23 protein-coding genes and 3 tRNA genes are annotated in these 24,364 nt (G+C 66.6%); 14 read left to right on the forward strand and 12 right to left on the reverse strand.

Translation table 11 applies throughout. The features are described 5' to 3' along the window. Positions 1-747 precede the first annotated feature (747 nt). Positions 748-1,818: an alpha/beta hydrolase gene (locus NA11_RS12860; RefSeq protein WP_069162128.1), complete on the forward strand. Its 1,071-nt coding sequence runs from the start codon at positions 748-750 to the stop codon at positions 1,816-1,818. A gap of 5 nt (positions 1,819-1,823) precedes the next feature. Here NA11_RS12860 and hisC read toward each other — a convergent pair whose 3' ends face one another. Further along, positions 1,824-2,903: a histidinol-phosphate transaminase gene (hisC, locus tag NA11_RS12865; RefSeq protein WP_069162067.1), complete on the reverse strand. Its 1,080-nt coding sequence runs from the start codon at positions 2,901-2,903 to the stop codon at positions 1,824-1,826. A gap of 117 nt (positions 2,904-3,020) precedes the next feature. Here hisC and NA11_RS12870 point away from each other — a divergent pair, with 117 nt between their 5' ends. From NA11_RS12870 to NA11_RS12885, 4 genes are all read left to right on the forward strand, one after another. Then, positions 3,021-3,740 carry a dienelactone hydrolase family protein gene (locus NA11_RS12870; RefSeq protein ID WP_069162068.1) on the forward strand — a complete coding sequence of 240 codons (720 nt, stop codon included), beginning with the start codon at positions 3,021-3,023 and terminating at the stop codon, positions 3,738-3,740. A gap of 91 nt (positions 3,741-3,831) precedes the next feature. Next, positions 3,832-3,921: transfer RNA gene (locus tag NA11_RS12875), tRNA-Ser, on the forward strand. 36 nt (positions 3,922-3,957) lie between these two features. Then, a tRNA-Arg gene (locus NA11_RS12880) sits at positions 3,958-4,030 on the forward strand. Between the two features lie 413 nt (positions 4,031-4,443). After that, positions 4,444-5,511, forward strand: a complete 1,068-nt coding sequence (locus tag NA11_RS12885) for an MAB_1171c family putative transporter (protein ID WP_141717560.1) — start codon at positions 4,444-4,446, stop codon at positions 5,509-5,511. A gap of 84 nt (positions 5,512-5,595) precedes the next feature. Here NA11_RS12885 and NA11_RS12890 read toward each other — a convergent pair whose 3' ends face one another. From NA11_RS12890 to NA11_RS12905, 4 genes are all read right to left on the reverse strand, one after another. Continuing rightward, the gene (locus NA11_RS12890) at positions 5,596-6,072 is read right to left on the reverse strand and encodes an SRPBCC family protein (protein WP_069162070.1); all 477 of its coding nucleotides are present in this window, start codon (positions 6,070-6,072) and stop codon (positions 5,596-5,598) included. Further along, positions 6,069-6,392 carry an ArsR/SmtB family transcription factor gene (locus NA11_RS12895; RefSeq protein ID WP_069162071.1) on the reverse strand — a complete coding sequence of 108 codons (324 nt, stop codon included), beginning with the start codon at positions 6,390-6,392 and terminating at the stop codon, positions 6,069-6,071. Before NA11_RS12895 ends, NA11_RS12890 begins: the two co-directional genes overlap by 4 nt. A 225-nt stretch (positions 6,393-6,617) precedes the next feature. Beyond that, a complete protein-coding gene (locus NA11_RS12900) occupies positions 6,618-7,340 on the reverse strand; it encodes a maleylpyruvate isomerase family mycothiol-dependent enzyme (RefSeq protein ID WP_069162072.1) in 723 nt (240 codons plus the stop codon). A 77-nt stretch (positions 7,341-7,417) separates the two neighbouring features. Further along, positions 7,418-7,810: a RidA family protein gene (locus tag NA11_RS12905; protein ID WP_069162073.1), complete on the reverse strand. Its 393-nt coding sequence runs from the start codon at positions 7,808-7,810 to the stop codon at positions 7,418-7,420. Between the two features lie 105 nt (positions 7,811-7,915). Here NA11_RS12905 and NA11_RS12910 point away from each other — a divergent pair, with 105 nt between their 5' ends. Beyond that, the gene (locus NA11_RS12910; RefSeq protein WP_245745850.1) at positions 7,916-9,490 is read left to right on the forward strand and encodes an esterase-like activity of phytase family protein; all 1,575 of its coding nucleotides are present in this window, start codon (positions 7,916-7,918) and stop codon (positions 9,488-9,490) included. On the opposite strand, the gene NA11_RS12915 is transcribed toward NA11_RS12910, so the two are convergent. The 3 genes from NA11_RS12915 to NA11_RS12925 all read right to left on the reverse strand — a co-directional run bounded on the left by NA11_RS12915 (position 9,471) and on the right by NA11_RS12925 (position 11,986). Further along, a complete protein-coding gene (locus NA11_RS12915) occupies positions 9,471-10,196 on the reverse strand; it encodes a DUF998 domain-containing protein (protein WP_084654563.1) in 726 nt (241 codons plus the stop codon). The genes NA11_RS12910 and NA11_RS12915 overlap by 20 nt on opposite strands. A gap of 249 nt (positions 10,197-10,445) precedes the next feature. Beyond that, positions 10,446-10,856 carry a very short patch repair endonuclease gene (locus tag NA11_RS12920; protein WP_069162075.1) on the reverse strand — a complete coding sequence of 137 codons (411 nt, stop codon included), beginning with the start codon at positions 10,854-10,856 and terminating at the stop codon, positions 10,446-10,448. Continuing rightward, the gene (locus NA11_RS12925; RefSeq protein WP_174567684.1) at positions 10,853-11,986 is read right to left on the reverse strand and encodes a DNA cytosine methyltransferase; all 1,134 of its coding nucleotides are present in this window, start codon (positions 11,984-11,986) and stop codon (positions 10,853-10,855) included. The genes NA11_RS12920 and NA11_RS12925 overlap by 4 nt, the downstream gene beginning before the upstream one ends. Before the next feature lie 402 nt (positions 11,987-12,388). Here NA11_RS12925 and NA11_RS12930 point away from each other — a divergent pair, with 402 nt between their 5' ends. The 5 genes from NA11_RS12930 to NA11_RS12950 all read left to right on the forward strand — a co-directional run bounded on the left by NA11_RS12930 (position 12,389) and on the right by NA11_RS12950 (position 20,343). Next, positions 12,389-13,636: a KasA/KasB family beta-ketoacyl-ACP synthase gene (locus NA11_RS12930; RefSeq protein ID WP_069162077.1), complete on the forward strand. Its 1,248-nt coding sequence runs from the start codon at positions 12,389-12,391 to the stop codon at positions 13,634-13,636. A gap of 106 nt (positions 13,637-13,742) precedes the next feature. Further along, a complete protein-coding gene (gene fadD32, locus NA11_RS12935; protein WP_439957066.1) occupies positions 13,743-15,659 on the forward strand; it encodes a long-chain-fatty-acid--AMP ligase FadD32 in 1,917 nt (638 codons plus the stop codon). 320 nt (positions 15,660-15,979) lie between these two features. Continuing rightward, positions 15,980-17,803, forward strand: a complete 1,824-nt coding sequence (locus NA11_RS12940; RefSeq protein WP_069162078.1) for an ABC transporter ATP-binding protein — start codon at positions 15,980-15,982, stop codon at positions 17,801-17,803. Then, on the forward strand, positions 17,800-19,674 hold the full coding sequence (locus NA11_RS12945; protein WP_439957067.1) for an ABC transporter ATP-binding protein: 1,875 nt from the start codon (positions 17,800-17,802) through the stop codon (positions 19,672-19,674). Before NA11_RS12940 ends, NA11_RS12945 begins: the two co-directional genes overlap by 4 nt. A gap of 51 nt (positions 19,675-19,725) precedes the next feature. Then, positions 19,726-20,343, forward strand: coding sequence for a putative glycolipid-binding domain-containing protein (locus NA11_RS12950; protein ID WP_084654564.1), 618 nt, complete (start codon positions 19,726-19,728; stop codon positions 20,341-20,343). Here NA11_RS12950 and NA11_RS12955 read toward each other — a convergent pair. Next, entirely contained in the window at positions 20,340-20,723 is a 384-nt protein-coding gene (locus NA11_RS12955; RefSeq protein WP_069162080.1) for an SRPBCC domain-containing protein, read from the reverse strand. The two genes, NA11_RS12950 and NA11_RS12955, sit on opposite strands and share 4 nt — an antisense overlap. 16 nt (positions 20,724-20,739) lie before the next feature. Then, the gene (locus NA11_RS12960; protein WP_084654566.1) at positions 20,740-21,750 is read right to left on the reverse strand and encodes a prephenate dehydrogenase; all 1,011 of its coding nucleotides are present in this window, start codon (positions 21,748-21,750) and stop codon (positions 20,740-20,742) included. Here NA11_RS12960 and NA11_RS12965 point away from each other — a divergent pair. The 3 genes from NA11_RS12965 to NA11_RS12975 all read left to right on the forward strand — a co-directional run bounded on the left by NA11_RS12965 (position 21,749) and on the right by NA11_RS12975 (position 22,940). Next, positions 21,749-22,288: a tRNA adenosine deaminase-associated protein gene (locus NA11_RS12965; protein ID WP_069162082.1), complete on the forward strand. Its 540-nt coding sequence runs from the start codon at positions 21,749-21,751 to the stop codon at positions 22,286-22,288. The genes NA11_RS12960 and NA11_RS12965 overlap by 2 nt on opposite strands. Positions 22,289-22,310: 22 nt before the next feature. Beyond that, positions 22,311-22,745, forward strand: coding sequence for a nucleoside deaminase (locus NA11_RS12970; protein ID WP_069162083.1), 435 nt, complete (start codon positions 22,311-22,313; stop codon positions 22,743-22,745). Positions 22,746-22,849: 104 nt separating this feature from the next. Continuing rightward, positions 22,850-22,940, forward strand: a tRNA-Ser gene (locus NA11_RS12975). A 159-nt stretch (positions 22,941-23,099) separates the two neighbouring features. On the opposite strand, the gene NA11_RS44740 is transcribed toward NA11_RS12975, so the two are convergent. Beyond that, a complete protein-coding gene (locus NA11_RS44740; protein ID WP_141717561.1) occupies positions 23,100-23,396 on the reverse strand; it encodes a hypothetical protein in 297 nt (98 codons plus the stop codon). A gap of 208 nt (positions 23,397-23,604) precedes the next feature. Then, positions 23,605-24,291, reverse strand: coding sequence for a DUF8020 domain-containing protein (locus NA11_RS12985; RefSeq protein WP_069162085.1), 687 nt, complete (start codon positions 24,289-24,291; stop codon positions 23,605-23,607). Positions 24,292-24,364: the final 73 nt, after the last annotated feature.

The raw sequence follows: 24,364 nt of genomic DNA on the forward strand, positions 1-24,364 counted from the left end.
TGGTCCGCGGGTGCGGGGTGCGAGTGCGATGCCGGGAATTAGCTTCTGCCCGAAAATGATTGTTGCCACGCAGGGACTGTCCCTGCTCCGTACCGAGCGGCCGGTCTGTTTGCTGGGTATGTGCGCAGCGTAATGACCTCGATGCCGATGGTGCGGATCAACAATCATGCGCGTCCTAGTTCATGCCCGGAAAGGCCCGGAGAGTAGCGTACGGCGAGTGTGCTGATGGTGTGCCCGGATTTGCTGGATTTGCTGGGTTGGTCCACGTCGGCGCTGAAAATTGGTGACGTTCAGTGTCATTGACTCTGGCAGTTGATGTCGGCGTGCGCGTTTGCTCGTGCGCAATGCGAACGCGTCAAGGGTTGTCCGCGCGCATCCGGCCTTGTCGTGGCCGGATCGGCACGCCCTCTTGGCTCTGGTGTTGCTCGAGTCGTCCGGTAGCCCGCGTACTCACGGTGGGTGCTCGTGCGCCACGTCGTGACTGGACATTCGCCGCAATGGTTGCGAGTCGGTGTCGAACTGTCGACCGGCTGGGGTGCCGACGGCCGGATTTCGGTGATCTCGGATACAACGGCTTCGGCTCGGCCGTCGGCCCGCCGTCCCGTGGCCGAGAGCCGTTCCGGATGGAAATGTGCAGGCAGGCCCATGTGCTCGCCGACCGAGCAGCGAAAGTGGCCCTGGTCACATATTATTGCGACCCGCTATGGCCACCCGATCGAGCCGGGCATTTCTGGCAGGATGGGTCGCATGCTGTCTCGGCGTGGGGTGCGGCGCTGGGTTTCCAGCGTCTTGGTCAGCGCAGCACTGATTTCGGGTGCTGTGACGTTCGGCGCTCCGCAACTGTCGGCGGCGCCCCCGGATGATCCGAAACCGAGCACCGGCTCCTCGGACGGCCCGGCCCCCGCCGAGCCGACGACCAAGCAGCCGGCGCACCCGGCGATCGACCACATCGAACCGATCAACGACCGATGGCTGCGCGTGTTCGTCGCCTCACCCGCGATGAGCCGCCTCGTCGAAGTGCAGGTGCTGCTACCGCGCGACACCGCGAAGCCGCGCCCGACCGTCTACATGCTCGACGGCCGCAGCGCGAGCCCGACCAGCAACAACTGGACCGAACTCGGCCACGCCGACACGTTCTTCGAGGACAAGGACGTCAACGTCGTCCTCACGGTCGGCGGCCCGGCCAGCTTCTACACGGACTGGCAGAAACCGGATCCGGTGCTCGGCACGAACATGTGGGAGACGTTCCTGACCCGTGAGCTGCCACCGTTGATCGACGCGACGTTCAACGGCAACGGCCGCAACGCGGTGATGGGCGTGTCCATGGGCGCCGAGGCCGCGATGATGCTCGCCGTGCGGCAGCCGCAGCTCTACACCGCCATCGCGGCGCACAGCGGCTGTTTCTCCATGGGCACCGACCTCGGCCAGGCACAGGCGAGGGCCGTGATCGCCACCTATCGGGGCGTGCCGGACAACATGTTCGGCCAGCAGGACGATCCCGCCTGGCTCGACCACGACGTGACGCTGCACGCGGAAGCGTTGCGCGGCAAGACGATCTACATGTCCGTCGGCAGCGGCATCCCTGGCGTCCACGATGTGCCGGGCACCCCCGGTGTCGACGCGGCGACCACCATCAGCGTCGGCGGGCCGCTCGAGGCGGCCACCAACAACTGCACGCGCAGGCTCACCGACCGGCTTCGCGTGCTCGGGATCCCGGTGACCGCGGACTTCCGCACGACCGGCACCCACTCGTGGCCGTACTGGGCCGACGAGTTGGCGCGGTCGTGGCCGGTGATCGCCGGCGCGCTCAGCAGGTAAGACCCTTAACCGAGGAAGCGCGCGACAACCGCCGGGTCCGTGGCGAATTCGAGGAACAGATCGTTCTCGTGCGGATCGCCGATGGTCACCCGCACGCCGTCGATGCCGTAGGGACGCACCAGCACTCCCGCCTCGGCACTCGCCTCGCCGAACTCCGCGGTGCGCTCGCCGAGCGGCAGCCAGATGAAGTTGGATTGGCTCGGCGGCACCTGATAGCCGGCCGCGCGCAACGCATCGCGCACCCGGTCCCGTTCGACAACGAGAGTGTCTGTGCGGTCCAGCAATTCGTGCCGCGCCTCCAGCGAAGCGATCGCCGCCGCCTGCGCGACCCGGTTGACGCTGAACGGAATGTGCACCTTCGTCAGCGCCGTGATCACCGCCGGATCGCCGACCGCATAGCCCGCGCGCAGCCCCGCGAGGCCGTACGCCTTCGAGAAGGTGCGCAGCACAAGAACATTGGGCCGGGTGCGGCCGAGCTCGACGCCGTTCGGGAAGTCCTCCGGCGCGAGCCGCAGATACTCGAAGTAGGCCTCGTCCAACACGATCAGCACCTGCTTGGGCACTGCGTCGAGGAAGCGAGTCAGCTCCGCCTTGCCGACTGCAGTGCCGGTCGGGTTGTTCGGGTTGCAGACGAAGATCAGCTTGGTGCGCTCGGTGACCGCCGCGGCCAGCGCATCCAGGTCGTACACCAGGTCGGGGGTGAGCGGCACCTGCACGGCTGTCGCGTTGCCGACCTTGGTGACGATCGGATACGCCTCGAACGAGCGCCAACCGAACAGCACCTCGTCGGTCGGTGCGTCACAGGTGATCTGCACCAGTTCCTGGCACAGCGCGACGCTGCCGCAGCCGACGGCGATGTTCTCCGGCGCGACGCCGAGGAAATCGGCCAGCGCCGCGCGCAATTCGACGGCTTGGTTGTCCGGATACCGGTTCGCCAGCTCGGCGGCCTCGGCGATGGCTTTGGCGGCGGAGGGGAGCGGACCGAACGTGGTTTCGTTGCTGGCGAGCTTCACCGCACCGGGATGGTTGCGGCCGGGGACGTACGCCGGAATCGACTCTAGGTCCGGCCGGGTTGACGCTGTCACCCTCCAACCATATGTCGCCGCGCGGAAAGTCAGGCCTGCGTACCGAAAATTCTGTGGGTAACCGAGCCTCAACAGGAATTTCTTCCGAAGATCAAGAAGTCGCCCTACCCTGGATTCATGTCGGGTACTTACAACGACCTTGCCCCGCTGCGCACCGACGAACTGGAACCCGAACCTGCGACCGAGACGAGACGTCTGGCCGCCGACAGTCAAGTGCCCATCATCGTGCTCGAACCGGAGGGGCACGCCCGCGGCGGCATCGTGATCCTGCACGAATCCCGCGAGTTCACCGGCCCCCTGCTCGCTTTGATGGGTGCGCTGGCCTCCGAAGGCTGGACCGTGGTGGTGCCCAACCTGTTTCATCGCACCGATCCGCGGGGTGAGGTGTTCGGCGAGGAACTCTTCGACGATTTCGACGCCTGCTTCGACTGGCTCACCCGCCGCGGCGTCTTCCCCGACACCATCGGGGTGCTCGGTTTCGACTCCGCGGGCACCGCCGCCTTCCTGGTCGCCACCAACCGCCCGGTCGGCGCCGCCGTGAGCGTCGCGGCACCAGGCATCGTCGAACCGCTCACCGAACAGGCCGACGCTCTCGTGTGTGTCGCCCCACACCTGCAGGCGCCGTGGCTCGGTCTCTTCGGCACCGACGACCCAGCCACCCCGCCCGCCGAAGTCGAGCGACTGCGCGACGCGACCGGCCGCGCGGCAGTAGCCAGCCTGGTCGTCAGCTACCCGGGGCTCAACCACCGCGCCGACCGTCCCGTCACCGACGACGACTACGCGACCGTCGACTCACAAACCAGGATTTTCGACTGGTTCGACAGCAACTTACGCTGATAACCAGCCGTTTTGCGATCTGGACAACGGCTCCTGTAACCTTCATGCTCGGCGGTTCGAAAGGACCGGTGCCCTCGAAGAGAAGGCTCCAGGAGGCGTGCCAGAGCGGCCGAATGGGACTCACTGCTAATGAGTTGTCCCTTCACGGGGACCGGAGGTTCAAATCCTCTCGCCTCCGCCACACTCGGGTAACCGAGTACAACAACTGAATAACCACGCGGCTGTAGCTCAACGGATAGAGCATCTGACTACGGATCAGAAGGTTAGGGGTTCGAATCCCTTCAGCCGCACAACATGAAAGCCCTGGCAGGCCAACTGCCAGGGCTTTCATCATTTCACGAGGCATCCGTCGGATCTGCCACAGTCACAGCTTCGGCGTCAGCCCATGCCTTCCCGCAGTTGGGTGATCGCCGTGGAGCCGTGGCGCATCTGCTCGGAGGCAGCCTCCACGCCCTTCATGCGTTCGCCCCTCGTCCCCACGAGACCGAACGCGTTCGCTACGTCCGCGAAACCCACCCGTGCGCGACGTCGCAAGTTCCACCACGAAACATGGTGGTTGTCTTGCGATTCCATCTGCCAGCTTGCTCGCATTACTTCCGTTTGTGCGGCCGAGGCGGCAGTATCCTCCGACGGGCACGAGTTCTGCTGGACCAAAGAGGATGCGTCGATGTCGTCACCGATACCGGGAGTCGTGTCCTGGGTAGTGATCGGCTACGTCACTGTTGTCGGGTCGGGTCGGTTATGGCTTGTCGGCGGCGCTGTTATCGATCGGCTCGTAAACCACGTGGGCCTGTGGTGCATCGCGACCCTGCTGATATATCAGTGCGCGTCGACGCCGACCATCGATGACCCGGCGAATCAGCTTGCCCTGGGCTGCGTTCTCATGACCACCACATACCTGAACAGCATTGGTCGGCTCGTCAGCGCTGATTCCGTATGGCGCAACCAGCGCAACGCCGGTCTCCTGGCCCTGGCCGCGACGGCCTTGATAGTCCTGACCGTGGCATCTGCCAGATACTCGGGACGGTCGATCGACCTGCGTATCGTGGGGGTTGGACTGGGCATCGGTTGCGCCTTTGCTGTCACCTTCACCACGTTCGTGATCACTCGCAGCTGCCTCGGCGCACTCCGTGATGTCGATACTCCGCGCGCGGCGCGGATCGTGTGTATCGGCCTGATCGGCAGCAATGCCGTTCTCTGGGGTGCGCAGGTGCTCGCGCTTTCCCAGCTGGCCACCGGATTGCCCGATGGACCACAGCTGTCGCTGGTCCAGGCTGCGTTCATCCTGTGGGTCGCGACCAATACGACACTGCACGCGATACCGCTTGTCGCGGAGTTGGTGCGGCGAGCGGGTATGGATCGCGCCACCAGAACCTGCCGTCGGCTGTTGCCGCTGTGGCGTGATCTCACCGCGGCGGTTCCGGAGATTGTCATGCCTGCCGATGCGCGGCACGACTCGGATCCGGCCACCCGTCTACTGCGGATGACTGTGGAAATCCGCGATGCAATGCTTCACCTTGGCGCTTACCTCCCGGCCGAAACCGGTGAAACGCAACGCAATACCGTACGCGAGCCCAAATCGGACCGGGGGATTGCCGAGTACGCACATCGGCTGGTGCGAGCGGCGCAGGCCAGAAAGACAGGCTTACCGCCCGCCGGCACCGGGGCACCACCGCCATTGCCCGTGGTTGCGCACGATTTCGACGCCGAGCTCGCGCACCTGATCGACCTGGCCCGCATCTGGCCACAGGCCAAGGCCGCGGTGGGTTGATGGAACTCGTAGCGCTCGCGCTGGCGGCAAAGCCCCGCCGACATCGAATCATCTTGAGCGGCAGGGCTTTTGCCGACCTCAGAGCTATTCTGCGAACAGGGCGGCGTACCTACTCAGGTACAGCGGCCAGCCTGCATCGCCGTCGACACCATCGGTGATGGCCTGCCAGCCGGGTCCGTGCCGGTCGATATTGCGGTGTTCCAGTTCGACTCTGGTGCGCTGTGGGGTCTCGGCGATGAAGCGGACCTCGACTTCGCTGGTGTTGTCCTGTGTGGTCTCGATCTGCCATTGCGGGCCGATATCCCAGCTGAAGACGACCCGATCGGGCGGCTCGTAGGCGAGAATGCGCGCCCAATGGCATTCGCTGCCGTCGACGCCACGGTCGTAGATGTGTCCGCCTACTCGCGGATCGAAGACGGTTTCGGCGATGGCGACCCCGAGCAGGTTGTGCTCTGGTGGTTTGAAATCCCCGAAACGCTCGGTGAATACGGTGAAGGCGCGCTCGATGGGTGCTGCGACGACGATCTGCTTGCGGACCACCGCGGCCGGTGCCTGAGTCATGAACTCTCCTCTGTCGATTCTTCGATGACGTCCTCGTACCCGGCCAGCGCTCGGTTCCAGAACGTGTCGAGCTGGTCGCGCAATGCCGCCACACCGGCCGGGTTCAGCCGATAGATACGGCGCGTGCCTGCCATGCGGTCGGTGACCAGCCCCGCATCCTTGAGGACTTTCAGATGCTGGGACACCGCGGGCCTGCTGACCGGCAGCTCATCGGCTAGCTCACCGACGGCCCGCGGACGCTCCGCCAAACACGCGACGATCGCACGCCGAGTGCGATCCCCGAGTGCGTCCCATCCATCACCCTCTTGGTTAGTGCTCACGAACGGTAAGTCTCCACTTACGGAAAGCTCTGGTCAAGAGTCAGATGGCAGAAAAGACGAACAACAACCACCACACACGGCAAAGCCCCGCCCTCAGGGCGGGGCTTTCCTGTTCTCCGGCACGAGTGGCACACCACGGAGAGGCCTTCTCGCACTTTGCCGCAGCCATGTGCCACTCGTTGAAACTGGCCGACCCACAGGTCAGTCCGAAGGCGTCGTTGCGGTCTACTTCCAGTCGGGCAGCGCGGGCAGATCGCCGGTGAGGTCGGCGCCGTCCGAGCGACCGAGCAACCAGGCGGCCAGGGCGGCAACCGGGCCGCTGATGGTCTGGGCGGGTGTCCCTGCACCGACGATGCCGGTGAACGTGGAGTCGGTGGCACGCAACGAGAACGCGGGGACGGGTTCAGCTGCGGCGGTGGTGATTCGGTTCATGTCGACGGTCGCCTGGGCGAGGATTCGAGCGGCGAAGTCGGCAGGCCAGTCGGCGGGGGTGAACCCGACGTTCAGGTCGACGTGGTGAATCTCTACTTCCTGCAAGCGCATCCAGCGCACCTCGGTGGCCGGGATCGGACGCCCCTGCCTGGTGCGGACTTCCGCGTGCCACGCTTCGTCGGTCAGTGAATTCGCCACGGCCTGCCAGCGTTTCGCGGCAGCCTCGTTGTCGGCGAGTTGTGCGTCCATCGGCCGTGGCGCGCCGGCCTCGATGTCGAAGTCACGCAGAAACATGTTGGCGTACTGCGGAATCTCGACTCCGGTGTGCGCCCAGAGCAGCAAATTGAGCACGCTGTCGGCATTGCGTGCGACGTGCGCGAGCACATGGCCGCGGGTCCAGCCGGGCAGCAGCGACGGACCGGTCAGGTCGTCGTTGCCCAGCTTGCGGATGCTGTCGAGGAGACGATCGGTCGCCTCGGCGAGAGTGTCGAGTGAGACTAAGGAGTCGCTGGTCACACCTGCGACCCTAGCGACCCGATGGTCCGGCCCGCCGAGGATTACCGGCGGACCGGACGCGCTGGCGCGCCGACGTGCTACTCGGCCACGATCGCGTCGACTTCGATCTCCACCAGCAGGGCCGGGGTGATCAGTGCGCTGATCTCGTACATGGAGGTGGCGGGGCGGATGTCGCCGAACACCTCGGCGTGCGCCTTGCCGACCTCGGCCCAGCGCGAGATATCGGTGACGAAGATGCGGGTGCGGACCACATCGGCGAAGCTCGCGCCCGCCTCGGTGAGTGCGGTGTCGATGCGGCGCAGGACTTCCCTGGTCTGCTCGCCGATGTCGTCGCCGCCGACCGCCTGGCCACCGGGCAGCGATGCCGTTGTGCCGCTGACCACGATGGTATTGCCGAGCTTGACGGCGCGGCTGTAGCCGACGAGATCTTCGAATTCGGAGCCGGAGGAGATGTTCACACGAGCAGTCATGGCGTCAGCATGTCATGGGCTTGCCTGTGCCTCGAACCGTGTTTCGACACCGAGTTGTCATCCCCGCGTCGACCGGATGTCGGATCCGCGCGGTACGCAGTCCCGGTGAAAGCTGTCTCTCGTCCCCGAGTCGTCGCCGTCGCCGTGCTTTGCGTCGGTGTGCTGGCCGCAGGCTGTTCCTCTTCGAATTCGACCGCGGATTTCACCGCGACCAAGGATAAGCCGCTGGTGATCTCCCTGGACGACCTTCTCGCGAAGACGGGTGGCAGCGCCGCCATCCGCATCGCCGACCCGGAGCACGGGAAGGTGACCCGTCGCGTCGACGGCGCACTCGTCTACACCCCGAACCCGGGCTACACCGGTACGGACACCCTCCAGGTGACCACTACCGACGCGGTCCGCCTGTACACCACCGACATCCCGGCGATCGGCGAGTTCGGCGGAACCACGGTGCAGGGCAGCGGCTTCGGCTCGGCATGGACGCCGGTGCCTGGCAGCAAGGACGAGTTCTACGGGCTCACCGACCGCGGCCCGAACGTGGACGGCCCTGGCAAGAACGAGAAGCTTTCGCCGACACCGAGTTTCGTGCCGAAGATCGGCAAGTTCAAGCTGGTCGGCACCCGCGCGGTGCTGCAATCCTCGCTCGATCTGCACACCGCGGCGGGCGTCGGGTTCAACGGTCAGGTCGACGTGGCCGCGAACACCGGCGAGACCATCAAGGACCTCGCCGGAAACGTGTTGCCGCCCACCGATCACGGCCTCGACCCCGAGGGTCTGGTCGCGCTGCCCGACGGCACCTTCTGGGTGTCCGACGAATACGGCCCGTTCCTGGTGCATTTCGACGCCAAGGGCGGCGAGATCGAACGCCTCGCGCCCGGATCGGGTCTGCCCAAGGAACTTTCGCTGCGCACCCCGAACCAGGGTATGGAGGGCCTGACCATCACCCCGGATGGCAGCACCCTTGTCGGCCTGGTGCAGAGCGCCCTGAATGCGCCCGGGCTCAACGGTTCTGCCAAGGAGGTGTCGTTCACCCGCATCGTCACCGTCGATCTGAAGACGAAGGCCGTCAAGGAATTCGTTGTGCCGTTGGAGAACCCGAAGACCACCAAGGTCGCCGACTCGGAGATCACCGCGCTGAGCGCAACCACCTTCCTGATCGACGAGCGCGACGGCAACCTCGCGCCGAAGGCGGACAAGAAGCTGTGGACCGTCGACATCGCCAAGGCCACCGATGTCGGCCCTGACGCCAAGGTGCCCGGCGCGCAATACGATCCGGAACGCGGCGGCCTGCTGGTCGACGGCAAGCCGCTGGAGGCGTTGGTCGGCACCGTGCCGACCACCGAGGCCGTCGCCGCGCTGAGCAAGGTCGGCATCACCGCGGCGGCCAAGACGACGAACCTCGACCTCAACGGCCTGGTCAAGGATCTCGACGTGGACGGAAAGTTCTTCGGCCACGACAAGATCGAGGGCATCGCCACCCTCGACGGCGGCAAGACGCTCTATATCGCCAACGACAGCGACTTCGGGCTGGCGGGCAGCAAGGGCGAGCAGCCCCCGTTCGGGCTCAAGCCGAAGACGTTGCCCAACGGCGTGCAGGACAGCGGCGAGATCCTCTTCGTCGACACCACCAAGCTGCCCGCGAAGACCGCGAGTCACTCGGTCAAGCTCGAGGTGAAGTAGTTCGATCGGTGGGGTCGGTCCATTCCCGGCCCTCCAAGATCACCGCGGCGGCCAACGTGATCAGCCACAGCGACATCGAACCGACCTGAATCCGCTGGGCGATGCCGAGCGCATAATCGCCGGGCAAATTGTCGGCGACCAGCATCCACACGGTCGCCGCCGAGCCGACCACCAGCACGACGAGTCCGAACTCGCGCAGGATCCGCCACCGGTTGTAGCGGAACGCCGCGAGGCTGAACGCGAAGGTGGCCGCGGCGATCGAGGTGACCGCGATGGTGCTCGACAACGCATGCGGCTGGTGCAACTGCGGGAACAACTCGCTGGGACCACCGCCGCACGCGGTGTCGCTCGCCGTGCAGTCGCGCAGCGGAAGCAGCACATCGGCAATGGTCGCCGCGCCGAAAAAGAGCAGAGCGACCCAGCCGACGGTGGTGAGCCTGCGCCGGGGGAACACCAGCAGTCCGCCGATCGCGGCGGGGATGAGCAGCGCTCCGACGATCTTGTCCGCGGTCGCGAAGACCGCCCGATAGGGCTTGCCCTCCGCGTCCAACTCGCTGAGAAACGAGTTGACCGGGTCGACGTCGATCGGCAGAACGAACTCGAGCACCCAGGACGAGTAGCAAACCCCGGCGATCAAGATGGCCGTCGCGATCGCCAAAGACGCCACCCGCACGCGCCGTTCGGCGATCCTCTGGCTATCACTCACCAGTTCATTCTCCTACCTACTGCTGGACCGATGTTCAACGGTAACCAAACACACGCCTTTGCCACCTTGTCCACAGGCTCCTGTCAGGTTCGGCGGACAGGCTGAAACCGAAGCGTTCCTGAGGAGGTCCCATGATCGGCTACGCAACAGCCGCCGCCGGAGTCGTCGTGATGTCGGTGATGGTGGCATCGAGCTACCTGGCCGCGCACGCGCCACGCACGTTGGTCCGCGTCCGGAGTCGCCGCTGAATCACCGGCCGAGCGCGGCCTGCACGCGATCGGCCGCAGCAACGGCATCCTCGTGTTCCCACACCCGGATCACCTGCCACCCCGCCTCGATCAGCGCCGCGTCCGTCGCGCGATCCCTGGCCACATTGCCCGCGAGCTTGGCGGCCCACCATTCCGCGTTGTTGCGCGGATCGGTCGCGTGCTGCGGGCACCGATGCCAGAAGCAGCCGTCGACGTAGACCGCGACCCGCCGCCGGGGAAACACCAGATCGGCCCGCCGCCGTTGCCCACGGAGCGGCGCCCGATCGACGAAGTACCTGACCCCGCGCCGATGCAACTCCCGCCGCAACGCCAGCTCGGGTTTCGTCCCTGCCCGCCGTTGCCGCGACATCCGCGCGCTGGTCGCCGCATCGGTGGGCGGCCCGGCACTCATGCCGCCCAGCCGCCCATTCGGTCGAGATGGCTCTCCACGTCGTCGAGGAATCCCGGCGGAAATCGCAAGCTGCCCATGCCGGTTCGCCGGAGGAACCCTGCGGTCGCCCGCGCCGAGAGCAGCCGCGAATCGGTGAGGAAGTTCCGCAGATCCTCGTACGGCTCGTGCACCGGCCAGGTCGAAACGGGCACCCGGTAGGCGACCCCGTTCCTGCCCCACGCGGCCACGGGCCACGGCGTGTCGGGCGGCAACGGCTGGTCGCCTGGAATCGGGTCGAGCGGCGCGGCCAGCCGGGATCCGACCCAGTCGGCCATCCGCACGCTCACCGCGTTGCCGACCAGCTTCCATCGATGCCCGTGCCGGACGCCGGGCACCTCGGTCGCCGGCGCGGTCCACCCCGCGTCGAAACCTTGCAGCCGTTCCACATCCACCAGCCCCGGCGTGACGATCTCACCGGACGGCAGCCGAACGGCGGGCGGACTCGCGATGCCGAGCGCCGACCCGCCCTTCAGCGTCGGCACTGCGTTCACCGCCCAGCCGAGCCCACGCACGCCCTCGGTCCAATAGAACCCGCACGGATCGTTGTCGGCGTCACCGACGATGCGCGGCCCTGCGTCCTCGCCGAACAGCACCCCGCGCGGGTCCTCGGTCCGCGAAGCCAGCATCAGCACCCGCTGACGCCGCTGTGGCAGCCCGAACGCCCGCGCGTCCACCACTCGATAAGCCCAGGTGTATCCGAGCTCTTCCAGGGCGCTGGTGATGTGCCGCATCGCCGCGCCGCGACCGAGCTGCAGCATGAACGGCACGTTCTCGATCAACAGCCAGCGCGGCCCGCGCTTGCGCCGTACCAGCCGGAACACCTCGTCGACCAAGCCGGACCTGGTGCCGGTGATGCCTGCGGTGCGCCCGGCTTGAGACAGGTCCTGGCAGGGAAATCCGGCAGCGACCAGCTCGGTGCCCGCCGGTATCGCACGCAGCCTGGTGATGTCGGAATGCAGTGGCACATCAGGGAATTGAGCTGCGAGTACCCCTTGGGCTCCGGCATCGATCTCGCAGAGCAGCTCGGTCTCCCAGCCATTGCGGCCGAGGCCGAGTTCGAGCCCGCCGATCCCGGCGAACAGCCCGACCATCCGCGCGCCCGTCACGACCGTCCCTTTCCTCGCGTCCTCGGTCGAGACGCCGCCGACGTCGCCTCGTGCCCGGTGAGCAGGGTACTCGAGTTGGTTGGCGCCGTCCGCGAACTACGCCATGACCGTGCACCTGGTACCGTCCGCGTGTCAGCGAAGTGATCGGTGCGCTGCCCCTCGATAATGGTTATCGGCCGATCGCGGGTGCTGCCCTGATGACAGGTTGGCACGCTGATCTGCCTGCGCTCCAGCGAGCCCTTCGCGGCCGCCGACGCGGCGGCGTCGGCACTCGTGGCCGCCCGCGGCACGTCGCATGTGAAATGCCCATGCTCGACAAGGTTTTCGGCTTCACCAGTGTTTCCAGCTCGGCAAGTTTCCAGAGCGAGGCTAGGGAAGTGAGCGAAAATGCAGGTACCTTCCAAAACCAGGAGCTTTCCCAACGTTGTCGTCACCAGCCTGGCGGCGACCACGTCGATCGCCGGTGACATCGACTCGACGTGGAAAGGCCTGCTCAACGGGGAGAGCGGCATCGACGTGCTCGAGGACAGTTTCGTCGAGCAGTTCGAATTACCGGTGCGCATCGGCGGGCATCTCAAGGTCCCGCCTGCCGAGAGTCTGACCAGGTCCGAGGTCCGCACGATGTCCTACGTCGAGCAGATGGCCACGGTGCTGAGCCGCGAGGTGTGGCGCAACGCGGGCAGTCCCGAAGTGGACAAGGACCGGCTCGGTGTCGCCATCGGCACCGGACTCGGCGGCGGCGAGTACCTGATCGACGCCCGTGATCGCCTGAAAAATGGTGGCTACCGCAAGATTTCACCGCTCACCGTGCAGCGCGTGATGCCGAACGGCTCGGCCGCCTGCGTCGGTCTGGAGCTCGGTGCGCGCGCGGGCGTCGTCACGCCGGTGTCGGCCTGCTCGTCGGGTTCGGAGGCGATCGCCAACGCGTGGCAGATGATCGTCATGGGCGACGCCGACATGGTCGTCACCGGCGGCGTGGAAGGTTCCATTCAGGCGGTGCCGATCGCGGCATTCACCATGATGCGGGCGATGAGCACCCGCAACGACGACCCGAAGAGCGCCTCGCGGCCGTTCGACAAGGACCGCGACGGCTTCGTGTTCGGCGAGGCGGGCGCGATGATGATCATCGAGACCGAGGAGCACGCGAAGGCGCGCGGCGCGACCATTCACGCGCGAATCATGGGCGCAGGCATCACCTCCGACGCGTTCCACCTGGTCGCGCCCGATCTCGAGGGCAAGGGCGCGGCGCGCGCGATGACACGGGCGATCCAGAAGGCCGGGCTGAGCAAGCAGGACGTCACGCACGTCAACGCGCATGCGACCGCAACCCCGATCGGCGATACCGCTGAGGCGCTGGCGATTTCGTCGGCGGTCGGCAAGCACGCCTCGGTCTACGCGCCCAAGTCGGCGCTCGGACATTCGATCGGCGCGGTCGGCGCGCTGGAGTCGGTGATCACCGTGCTCGCCATTCGCGACGGCATCGTCCCGCCGACGCTGAATCTGGACAATCAGGACCCGGAAATCGACCTCGACGTGGTCAAAGGGCAAAGCCGGTCGGGCCGGATCGATTACGCCGTGAACAACTCGTTCGGTTTCGGCGGACACAACGTGGCGATTGCCTTCGGGCGGTACTGAACGACGGAAGGCGGCGCACCTGCTAGCCTTCCCGACGCTTCGTTATCGACCTGTGTTCGGTGTAACTGCACGGCCTGAGTGCGTGCGTTGGCAAAAGGATAAGGCGATGATCGACGAGACCTTCGACGACTATTTGGATGATCAGGGCAATATCAAGATCCGCGGTGACAAGACTCTGATCGACTTCGTCGACAAGCACAGCGCGGAGAACGGCGACGACCTCGCCTACCGCTACATCGACTATTCGCGGGAACGCGATGGCGAGTACCAAGACCTGACCTGGCGTGAGTTCGGCGTCCGGCTGCGTGCGGTCGCGGCCAGGTTGCAGCAGGTGACGCAGCCAGGCGACCGGGTGGCGATCCTGGCGCCGCAGGGGCTGGACTATGTCGTGTCCATCTTCGCCGCGGTCTACGCGGGCAATATCGCGGTCCCGCTGTTCGATCCGGAGGAGCAGGGACACACCGACCGGCTGACCGCGGTGCTGAGCGACTGCAACCCGGCGGCCATTCTCACCGTGAGCTCGGCGGCGGTCGGGGTGCGGAACTTCTTCCGGCATCTGCCTGCGACGCAGCGCCCGCGAATTATTGCGGTGGAAGCGATTCCGGACAGCGTCGGTTCGGCGTGGGTTCGCCCGGATATCAATATCGACAGCGTCGCCTATCTGCAATACACCTCGGGCTCGACGAGAACCCCTGCGGGCGTTGAGATCACGCACCGCGCGGTCGGCACCAATCTCTTGCAGATGATCGATGCCATTGGCGTGACCGAGAATTCGCGCGGTGTCACCTGGCTGCCGTTGTTCCACGACATGGGTCTGCTGTGCGTGATTCTGCCGACCGTCGGCGGCGGATTCATCACCATCATGTCGCCGAGCGCGTTCGTCCGTCGTCCGTACCGGTGGATCAAGGAACTGGCCGCCGCTTCCGATGGCGCCGGGACCTTCGCCGCGGCACCGAATTTCGCGTTCGAGCATGCCGCGGCGCGTGGTAAGCCGAAGCCGGGCGAAGAGCTGGACCTGTCGAATGTGATCGGTCTGATCAACGGCAGTGAGCCGGTGTCGGTGTCGTCGATGAAGAAGTTCAACGAGGCGTTCGCGCCGTACGGGCTGCCGAAGACGACGATCAAGCCGTGCTACGGCATGGCCGAGGCGACGCTGTTCGTGTCGGCGACCAAGGCCGAGGACGAGGCGCGGGTGGTGTATGTCGATCGCGGCGAACTGAATTCGGGCCGGATGGTCGAGGTCGAGCAGGGCACCGACAACGCGATCGCCCAGGTCTCCTGTGGTTACGTTGCGTTGTCGCAGTGGGCGACGATCGTCGATCCGGAGACCGGGGTCGAGCGCGCGGACGGCGAGGTCGGCGAGATCTGGCTGCACGGCGAGAACATGGGCATCGGCTACTGGGGTCGCCCGGACGAGACCAAGGCCACCTTCCAGGCCAAAATCGTTGCCAGGCAGCCGGCGGGCAGTCACGCCGAAGGCACACCCGACGACGCCAATTGGATGCGCACCGGCGACTACGGCGCCTATCTGGACGGCGAGCTGTACATCACCGGCCGGGTGAAGGACCTGGTGATCGTCGACGGCCGCAACCATTACCCGCAGGATCTCGAGTACTCCGCGCAGGAATCGAGCACCGCCTTGCGCCCCGGCTTCGTCGCGGCATTCTCGGTGCCCGCCAACGAACTTCCGGAGCTGGTCTTCGCGAAGGACAGCCACTCTGGCCTGCGGTTCGACGCCGACGACACCTCCGAGCAGTTGGTGATCGTTGCCGAACGCAACACCGGGGCAGGCAAGCTCGAGACCGATCCGGTCGCCGACACCGTCCGCGCGGCGGTATCGCAGCGGCACGGCGTCACCGTGCGCGATGTGCTGCTTGTGCCTGCGGGTTCGATTCCGCGCACCTCCAGCGGCAAGATCGCCAGGCGGGCCTGCCGGGCCGCTTACCTGGACGGCACCCTGCGCGGCGGTTATCAGCAGCAGGCGTTCCCCGACGCGGTCGAGCGGGAAAACGCGTCCGTCTAGAGCAGGATCTCCTGCGCAATCTCGAATTCGCTGACCTCGGCGCCCACGATGTGGGCGCCGAGGTCGTCTGGTCTATGGCGTAGACACGCCCTTGACCTCAAGAATGCTTCAGGTTGTTGGCTGGTCTCATGACACCGGTCGCGCGCTGTGAGAAGACGGTGATATCCAGCACGGATACCACGGTGGAGGTATCAGAGTGGACAGAAAATCGGTTGGCTCAACAGTCTGATGCTGCCACCCTGAACTGTCGGACCTCGATGCGAACATCACCGAGTGTCCCGTCTCGCGACACCGCAATCCACACACCTCGAGGGGGACCTATGTCAGTCGCAGTGGACTTCGCCGCGACCGATCAGGAGGCCGATAGAGCCGAGCGGCCGACGGCGCCTGCGCCGGGCCGCATGGCATCGTTACGGCGCTTCTGGCCGTACATCCGACCGCATCGGCGCGCGCTGCTCGCCGCGACCGCGCTCGCGGTCCTTTCGTCGCTGACCGCGGTCGTCATCCCGCTGATCATCGCGAGGATCATCGACGGACCGATCGCCAGGCGCGACTTCGGCGCGGTGTTCGCGCCGGTGCTGCTTGTGCTCGTGCTCGGCCTGCTCGAGGCCTTCGGCGTGTGGGGACGTCGCTGGCTGGTCTCGAAGCCGGCCACGATGTTCGAGATCACCATGCGCGCCAAGATCTTCCGCAAGTTGCAGGCGCTGGCGATCGGGCGCCACGATGCCTGGGAATCCGGGCAGCTGCTCTCGCGTGCGGTCGACGACATGGCCACCATGCGCCGCTTCGTCGCGTTCGCAGGCCCGTTCCTGATCATCCACCTCATCCTGATCCCGGTCGGCCTGCTCACGCTGGTCGGCTTGAGCTGGCAGATCGGCCTGATCTTCGCGATCATGGCGATCCCGCTGACCTACATCTGCATCCGCTTCGAGCGGGAGTACGCGGTGGCGTCACGGCGCTCGCAGGACCAGTCCGGCGACCTCGCGACCACCGCGGAGGAGTCGGCGCAGGGCGTGCGGGTGCTGAAGGCGTTCGGTCGCGGACTGTTCTTCGGCGGCCGGTTCACCGCGCAGTCGCGGGAACTGCAGCAGACCGAACTGCTCAAGGTGAAGCTGGACGCGCGGCTGTGGTCGGCGATGACCGGCCTGCCGCAGCTCGCCATCGCCTTCGCGCTTGGCTACGGCGCCTACGCCGTGGTCAACGGCTCGATGACGCTCGGCTCGCTGGTGGCCGCCATCACGTTGGCGAACTTCCTGCAGTGGCCGATCATTTGGACCGGCTTCCTGCTCGCCGAGCTGAACGACGCCCGCACGGCGGGCGATCGGTACTGGGAGATCATCGACACCCCGGTCGACATCACCGACCCGGCCGATCCGGCGGAACTGCCCGAGCTGATCGTCGGCGAATTGCGCTTGGAGGGTGTGAAGTTCGCCTTCCCCGACGCGAAAGACGAGGTGCTGAAGGATGTCTCGCTCAAGATTCGGCCCGGCGAGACGGTGGCCCTTGTCGGTGCGACCGGTAGCGGAAAGACCGCGCTGCTCAACTTGATTCCGCGGCTCTACGACGTGACCGGCGGTGCGATCACCATCGACGGCATCGACATCGCGTCGATGCGGCTGACCGATCTGCGTGCGCTGGTCTCGGTCGCGTTCGAGGAGCCGGTGCTGTTCTCCGCGAGCGTGCGGGAGAACGTCGCGCTCGGCGATCCGGAGGCCGACGACGACGCGGTCCGCCGCGCGCTCGACGTCGCCCAGGCGACCGAGTTCGTGGACAACCTGCCGTGGGGCCTCGACACCAGGATCGGCGAACAGGGGCTGAGCCTGTCCGGCGGTCAGCGGCAGCGGCTCGCGCTGGCCCGTGCCGTCTTGAGCGGGGCGGGGGCAGGCGGGCGCAGCCGGATCATGGTGCTCGACGATCCGCTGTCCGCGCTCGACGTGGAGACCGAGGAGCGAGTGCAGGACCGGCTGCGCACGGTGCTGGCAGGCGCGACGACGCTGCTTGTCGCACACCGTCCTTCGACGGCGGCACTGGCCGACCGGGTCGCGGTGCTTGCCGACGGCCAGATCGTCGCGGAGGGCACCCATGACCAATTGCTGCGTACCAGCAGCCGATATCGAGAACTGATGGGAGGTGAGCAGCAGTGAGTACCGACATTGCCACCACGAAAGACACGGTGACAGTCGAGGGTTCGTCCGAACCGCGCGACGAGGCCGCCGACTGGCGCGGCATCGCCAGCGAGGACAAGGAGATCACCGAGGCCGGAAACCTGGTGCTGGCCGGCCGATCCCGGCGACTGCTGCTCGACCTGGTCCGGCCGTACCGCAAGCTGGCCGCGCTCGCGCTGGTGCTCATCGTGGTCGACAACGCCGCGATGGTCTCGGCGCCGCTGTTCGTCGCGCACGGGCTCGACGCGGGTATCAGCGAAGGGCGCAAAGGCAATTGGTCCCCGCTCACCTGGACGGTGGGCGGCTACCTCGGTGCGGTGCTGCTCGGCATCCTCACCACGTTCCTGTTCCTGCGCGTCTCCGGCAGGCTCAGCCAGAGCGTGCTGTTCGACCTGCGGGTGCGCTCGTTCACGCACGTGCAGCGGCTCAGCGTGGCCTTCCACGAGAAATACACCTCGGGCAAGGTGGTCGCGCGGCTCACCGGCGACATCGAGACGCTGCAGGAACTGCTGGAGAGCGCGCTGAATCAGGCACTGAGCGCGATCCTTTCGGTGCTCACCATCGCGGTGCTGCTGATCTATCTCGACCTGACGCTTGCCGCGATCGTGCTGATCGGTTTCGTGCCGCTGGTTTTGGTGACCCGCTGGGCGCAGCGCAGGCAGCGGGCGGGCTACCGGCGCACCCGTGGCGCCATCGCGAAGGTGGTCGTGCAGTTCGTCGAGTCGATGGGCGGCATGCGCGCGGTGCAGACCTTCCGGCGTGAGCAGCGCAACGAGTCGGTGCTCGCGTACGAGGACAGCGAGTTCCAAGAGGCCACCACCACGGCCATGCGCGGCATGGGCGACTACGCCGGACTGACCAGGCTGCTCGGCAACCTGACCACGGTGATCATCATCGTCGTCGGCGCTTGGCAGGTGATCGAGGGCAACCTCGCGGTGGGTGTGCTCGCGGCATACCTGTTGTACCTCAACGAGTTCTACGGTCCGCTCGATGAGCTCGCCCAGGTGTTCAACTCCTATCAGTCCGCCGCGGCGGCGTTGGAGAAGATCTCCGGCGTGCTCGAGGAGGAGCCCTCGGTCGTCGAACCCGTCGATCCGATCCCGCTGACGAAGGCGTCCGGCGCGATCCTGCTGGACAAGGTGTCGTTCGGTTACGGTCCGGACCGCCAGGTGCTGCCGGAGTTCACCCTCGACATTCCGGCCGGGCAGGTGGTCGCGCTGGTCGGCGCCACCGGTGCGGGCAAGTCGACACTGGCCAAGCTGTTGACGCGGTTCTACGACCCGTCCGACGGCGCGGTCAGCCTCGACGGGACCGACCTGCGCCGGGTGTCCGATACCGATCTGCGGCGCAATGTCGTGATGGTCACGCAGGAGTCCTACCTGTTCTCCGGGTCGGTGGCCGACAACATCCGGCTCGGCAGGCCGGACGCGGCCGACGAGGAGGTGTTCGCGGCGGCCCGCGCGGTCGGCCTGTACGACTTCGTGCAGGCGCTACCGGAGGGCTTCGACACCGACGTTCGCAAGCGCGGCGGCAGGCTGTCCGCCGGTCAGCGTCAGCTGGTCGCGTTCGCCAGGGTCTTCCTGGCGGATCCGGCGGTGATCGTGCTGGACGAGGCCACGTCCAGCCTGGACATCCCCGGTGAGCGGCTGGTGCAGCGGGCGCTGGAAACCGTGCTGCGCGACCGCACCGCGGTCATCATCGCGCACCGGCTGTCCACGGTGGCGATCGCGGACCGGGTGCTGGTGCTGGAATCCGGTCGGATCGTGGAGGACGGCGCACCGGCCGACCTGATCGCGGGCACCGGCCGGTTCGCCAGCCTGCACGCGGCATGGCGGGATTCGCTCGTGTGATGCGAGCTGGTGTGGTGCGGCCAACCCCGTGGCGTCGCTTACGGTAGATACGTGACGACTCCAGCCCCCGACAGCCAGGCCGCTGGCCATGAGACTGCTCCGGCCTCCCGTTGGCCGGCGATTCTCACCTGGCGCGCGCACAACGCGTCACGGATGGAGTCGGTCCGCGTCACGCTCAACGGCAATCGCGTCCGCGCCGCCGGTCGCATGATCGGCGGCGCGTGCGATGACCACCCCGCGTTCAGCGCGTCCTACGACCTGGTCACCGACGAGGCGGGCGCCACCAAGCGCCTATCGCTGCGCACCACGACGGCGGCAGGGGAGCGGCACGCTTCCATCGCCAGGGACGAAGAGAACTACTGGCTGGTCGACGCGGGCGGCAGCCACGTCCGCTCCACCTTCGCAGGCGCGCTCGATGTCGACGTGGTGCTCAGCCCGTTCTTCAACACCCTGCCGATCCGGCGCTTCGACCTGCAGCACGCGGTGCACGACGTGCAGGTTCCCGTCGTCTACGTCCGGCTGCCCGACCTGCTTGTCCAGGAAGCGAGCCTCACCTACAGCAGTGCCGCCGACGGAATCAGCGTGCTGTCACCCGTCTCCAGCGCGACCGTCACCGTCGACGCCGACGGTTTCCTCCTCGACTATCCGGGTCTGGCCGAGCGCATTTAGATCTCGGCGGCCAACTGCCGCAAGAGGTCGAGGCTGTTGCGCCAGGCCATCGCGCTGGTGTCCGGATCGTCCAGCTCGCCGGTCTCGGTGATGTCCACCCTGGTGCCGCCGTCCTGCGGAGTGAGGGCGAATTCCACCACCGGGCCAGGCAGCGGATGCCATTCGAAGGTGAAGCGGTGCTGCGGCTCGACCGTGCGCACCGTGGCAGGGAAGCTGCCGTGCTCGTCCCAACGCAACACCATCGCGCCGCCCGGTCGCGGATCCACCTCGGCGCCGCCGAACGCGTACCACGCGGCGATGTGCTCGGCCTCGGTCAACAACGGCCAGATCGTTTCCGGCCGGGCAGGAAGAACAATTTGTTCGTGCACTGTGGATGCCATGTGCCCGCTTTCCTGGTTAGTCCAATCGGGTGATAACCCCGCCACGCAGTCCTGCGTCGCGCAAGTTTCGCAACCAATTGTGGTCACCGGGGCGGACATCGGTGACTTCCCAGCGTTGAGTCGTTTCGTAGCGCGCCCTGGCGTCGTGGCCCGCTTCGACAAGATCGGCGAGGGAATTCTGCGCGCGCAAGCTATCGCGTGCGGCGCCGAGCACCGTCAACGTTTCTTCCAGCACTTCCAGAATTGCCGCGGAATTCGGTTCGCAAATGGCACGAACGAGTGCCGGTGCGGTCGCGGCGACGCGGGTGCCGTCGCGGAATGAACCCGCCGCAAGCCCGAGCGCCAAGTCGCCGCCCGCCGCGCCCGCCGCCGCCAGCGCCTCGGCGAGCACATGCGGCAGATGCGAGATCCTGGCCACCGCACGGTCGTGCTCGTCGGCCAGCACCGGAACGACCACCGAGCCACAGTCGATGGCCAGCCGCACCACCCTGGTCCACGGGTCGACATGGGTGCCCTCGTCCACCCCCACCGCCCACACCGCGCCCCGGAAGAGGTCGGAATCGGTGGCGGCCCAGCCGGATTCGGAGGTGCCTGCCATCGGATGGCCGCCGACATAGCGTGCCGAGAGGCCTTGGGCGCGCACTGCGGCAGCGACCGGCGCCTTCACGCTGACCACGTCGGTCAGCGCGCAGTGCGACGCGAAGGCGGCGATGGACGAGACCATGTGCTCGACCGCGGGCATCGGCACCGCGATGACGATCAGCGCGTCCGCCGCGGCGGCCCGCGTCAGCGTGGCAGGCAGGTCTTCGGTGACATCGAAGCCGTCCGCCCGCGCGGCGTGTGCGCCAGCTGCCGAACGGTTGTAACCCCAGGCGTCGTAACCGGCCGCGACGGCGGCGCGTAGCAGAGAACCGCCGATCAAACCGGTTCCGAGGACGCAAACGGGGGCTTTCGCGGCAGGAGTCACCCGAACAGATTCGCATACGACTTCAACATTTCCGCTCGCACAGACTACCGTTGCGGCCATGGCAGCACAGCGCTCGGGCACGAATAGGGCGACGTCGGATGATTACGACGACGTAGAAGGGTTCGCAGTGGCGGTTGTCCGCGAAGAGGGCAAATGGCGGTGCAGCCCGTTGACACAGGCTGCGCTCACCGATTTGTCGGCCGCGGAAACCGAACTGAAGGCTTTGCGCAGCTCGGGCGCTGTTTTCGGCTTGTTGGACGTCGACGACGAGTTCTTCATCGTGTTGCGGCCCGCGCCGAGCGGCACCCGGATGCTGGTTTCGGACGCGACCGCAGCCATCGACTACGACATCGCCGCCGACGTGCTCGACGCCCTGAACGTGGAGATCCCGGACATCGACCCCGACGAGCTCGACGACATCGAGCCGTGGGAAGAAGGCGACCTCGGCGTGCTCGCCGATCTGGGTCTGCCCGAGCCGGTGCTCAGCGTCATCCTCGCCGAGACCGATCTCTACCCGGATGAGCAGCTCGGCATGATCGCCCAGCGCCTCGGCTTCGCCGACGAACTCGCGGCGGTGCTGGACAAGCTCCCGCGCTGACGTGGGTCTTTCGGACACTGACATGGTGCGTGCCGCGATCGCCGCGGCGGCCGCCGCCGATCCGCGCGACGTCCCCGTCGGGGCCGTCGTATTCGATTCCACCGGAAGGGAACTCGCGCGCGCCGCGAACGCCCGCGAGGCCCTCGGTGACCCCACCGCACACGCCGAAGTTCTCGCCCTGCGCCGGGCCGCCGCCGTAAACGGTGATGGCTGGCGCCTGGAGGGCGCGACCCTCGCCGTCACCCTCGAGCCGTGCACCATGTGCGCGGGCGCCCTGGTCCTGTCCCGCGTCTCCCGTCTCGTCTTCGGCGCATGGGAACCCAAAACCGGCGCTGTCGGTTCCCTCTGGGACGTGGTCCGCGACCGTCGCCTCAACCACCGCCCCGAAGTCCGCGGCGGCATCCTCGAACCCGACTGCGCCGCCCTCCTCAACGCCTTCTTCCACACCCAGCGCTGACCCGCCCGCCGCCGTCACCGCACCTTCCGTGCCCCAGATCACACCCGGGCCACCACCTTCCAGCCGATTTAGCGATCAGCCCCCCTTCCGGTATGGTTGTCCGCGGTGGCGTGTCCGAGCGGCCTAAGGAGCACGCCTCGAAAGCGTGTGAGGGGTAACCCCCCTCCGAGGGTTCAAATCCCTCCGCCACCGCCAGGAGCCCCTCACCTGTTAACTCAGGTGAGGGGCTTTTTGCCCTGGCAGCTGCTGCACTCCGCTGTGTCGCCCTAGATGATCGCCGCTGCCTGGAGCTGAGCGAACGAGATCGATACTTCTAGTTGGCTGCCTGTGCTTCGGATGGCGCTAGGCGGGCAGCTACTGCTCGCCGGGGGTCGGGTCGTCCGGCAGTTCGCCTTCCTGGAAGACCAGGAGTGCCAACCATGGCGCGGATCGTTCTGTTCGGGGTTCGAGATCCACCGAGTATGTGGCGACAGTATTTCCGGCGTCGTCGATTATCGGCAGCGTCGTTGGAATCACATGGCCGTTGCGGACCGTCAAGACGGGATGTATGTCCTGCTGGTACTCCACGCTCAGCGTGCCCAATTCCTCGCGCCGAGCCTCGAATACTGGAACCAGATTTTTCGCTTGGGGTGTGGCTTGCACATCAGACATGGCGTTGCCTCCTATGGTCCGGTGCGGTACCGGCCCTGGTAAAGCGTCCCACGGAGAACACGTCACCATGCCTAAATCGCAAGGGGCACAAACGGACTAGACGGAACGGTATTCGGGAAGGCAATGGAAAGAAGCGAAAAAGGCCCGCCTCCAACAGTTCTGGTGGGGGCGGGCCTTTAGGCCGGTGCGTGCACCGGTCAGCTGATCATCAGGGCAGGACCTGCGGGATCATGTCGGGGGCGACGGCGCCGACGATCGCGCCGATCACGGCGGCGAGCACCACGTAGGTGAGCGAGCTGATCGCCACGCACGCGAAGTAGCCGACGATGAAGGCGAGCAGGCCGGGGATGCACAGGACGGCGGCGATGCCGAGACCGACAAGGGCGCCGCCGGCGAGGCCGTTGGCGAGCGGGTCGTGGTTCTGGGCGTCCGGGTTGGTCGCGATGGGCTTCAAGCCGGCGGCGACAGGCTTCAGTTCGGCGGCGACCTCGGGGGTCACCTGCGGGGTGAGGACGAGCGTCTTGCTGTCCTGGGAGATCTGCGGAGTCAGCGCAATGGTGTTGCCCGCGACCGTCTTCAGTGACAGCGGGAACTCGCTGACCTTCGCGCCGGTGGCCGATTCCACCTTCACCGCCGAGGCGTCCGCGGTCAGGGTGAACTTGCCGTTGTCCAGCGTGGTGGAGATGGTCTTCAGATCCGGCGCCGTCGTGGTCTTGTAGTCGACGCCGCCCTCGCTGGACTTCGCCACCAGGTTTTCGGCCAACCGAGCCTGCTGCGCGGAGTAATCGGTCGCGGACGCGGTTCCCGCGCTGGCGACAGTGGCCACTACGGCGAAGGGCAGCACCGCCGCGGTGAGAACATTGCGGCTTACGCGCAGGGCAGCCGTACGAAACATATCGGTTTCCTCCTGAACTCCGATCCCGGATGGAACGCCTTGCGCCCCAGCCGAATCGAAGGATTGATATCGA

It is taken from the genome of Nocardia altamirensis NBRC 108246, assembly GCF_001612685.1.
GTDB classification, from domain to species: domain Bacteria; phylum Actinomycetota; class Actinomycetes; order Mycobacteriales; family Mycobacteriaceae; genus Nocardia; species Nocardia altamirensis.

What these genes read in the sequence shown, in the direction of transcription:
- NA11_RS12970 (WP_069162083.1), top strand. Translation starts at nt 22,311, where the DNA reads ATGGTGCGTGCCGCGATCGCCGCGGCGGCCGCCGCCGATCCGCGCGAC.
- NA11_RS12985 (WP_069162085.1), bottom strand. Translation starts at nt 24,291, where the DNA reads ATGTTTCGTACGGCTGCCCTGCGCGTAAGCCGCAATGTTCTCACCGCG.
- NA11_RS12925 (WP_174567684.1), bottom strand. Translation starts at nt 11,986, where the DNA reads ATGGTCGGGCTGTTCGCCGGGATCGGCGGGCTCGAACTCGGCCTCGGC.
- NA11_RS12905 (WP_069162073.1), bottom strand. Translation starts at nt 7,810, where the DNA reads ATGACTGCTCGTGTGAACATCTCCTCCGGCTCCGAATTCGAAGATCTC.
- NA11_RS12870 (WP_069162068.1), top strand. Translation starts at nt 3,021, where the DNA reads ATGTCGGGTACTTACAACGACCTTGCCCCGCTGCGCACCGACGAACTG.
- NA11_RS12930 (WP_069162077.1), top strand. Translation starts at nt 12,389, where the DNA reads ATGCAGGTACCTTCCAAAACCAGGAGCTTTCCCAACGTTGTCGTCACC.
- NA11_RS12890 (WP_069162070.1), bottom strand. Translation starts at nt 6,072, where the DNA reads ATGACTCAGGCACCGGCCGCGGTGGTCCGCAAGCAGATCGTCGTCGCA.
- NA11_RS12920 (WP_069162075.1), bottom strand. Translation starts at nt 10,856, where the DNA reads ATGAGTGCCGGGCCGCCCACCGATGCGGCGACCAGCGCGCGGATGTCG.
- NA11_RS12940 (WP_069162078.1), top strand. Translation starts at nt 15,980, where the DNA reads ATGTCAGTCGCAGTGGACTTCGCCGCGACCGATCAGGAGGCCGATAGA.
- NA11_RS12965 (WP_069162082.1), top strand. Translation starts at nt 21,749, where the DNA reads ATGGCAGCACAGCGCTCGGGCACGAATAGGGCGACGTCGGATGATTAC.
- fadD32 (WP_439957066.1), top strand. Translation starts at nt 13,743, where the DNA reads ATGATCGACGAGACCTTCGACGACTATTTGGATGATCAGGGCAATATC.
- NA11_RS44740 (WP_141717561.1), bottom strand. Translation starts at nt 23,396, where the DNA reads ATGTCTGATGTGCAAGCCACACCCCAAGCGAAAAATCTGGTTCCAGTA.
- NA11_RS12860 (WP_069162128.1), top strand. Translation starts at nt 748, where the DNA reads ATGCTGTCTCGGCGTGGGGTGCGGCGCTGGGTTTCCAGCGTCTTGGTC.
- NA11_RS12955 (WP_069162080.1), bottom strand. Translation starts at nt 20,723, where the DNA reads ATGGCATCCACAGTGCACGAACAAATTGTTCTTCCTGCCCGGCCGGAA.
- NA11_RS12960 (WP_084654566.1), bottom strand. Translation starts at nt 21,750, where the DNA reads ATGGCCGCAACGGTAGTCTGTGCGAGCGGAAATGTTGAAGTCGTATGC.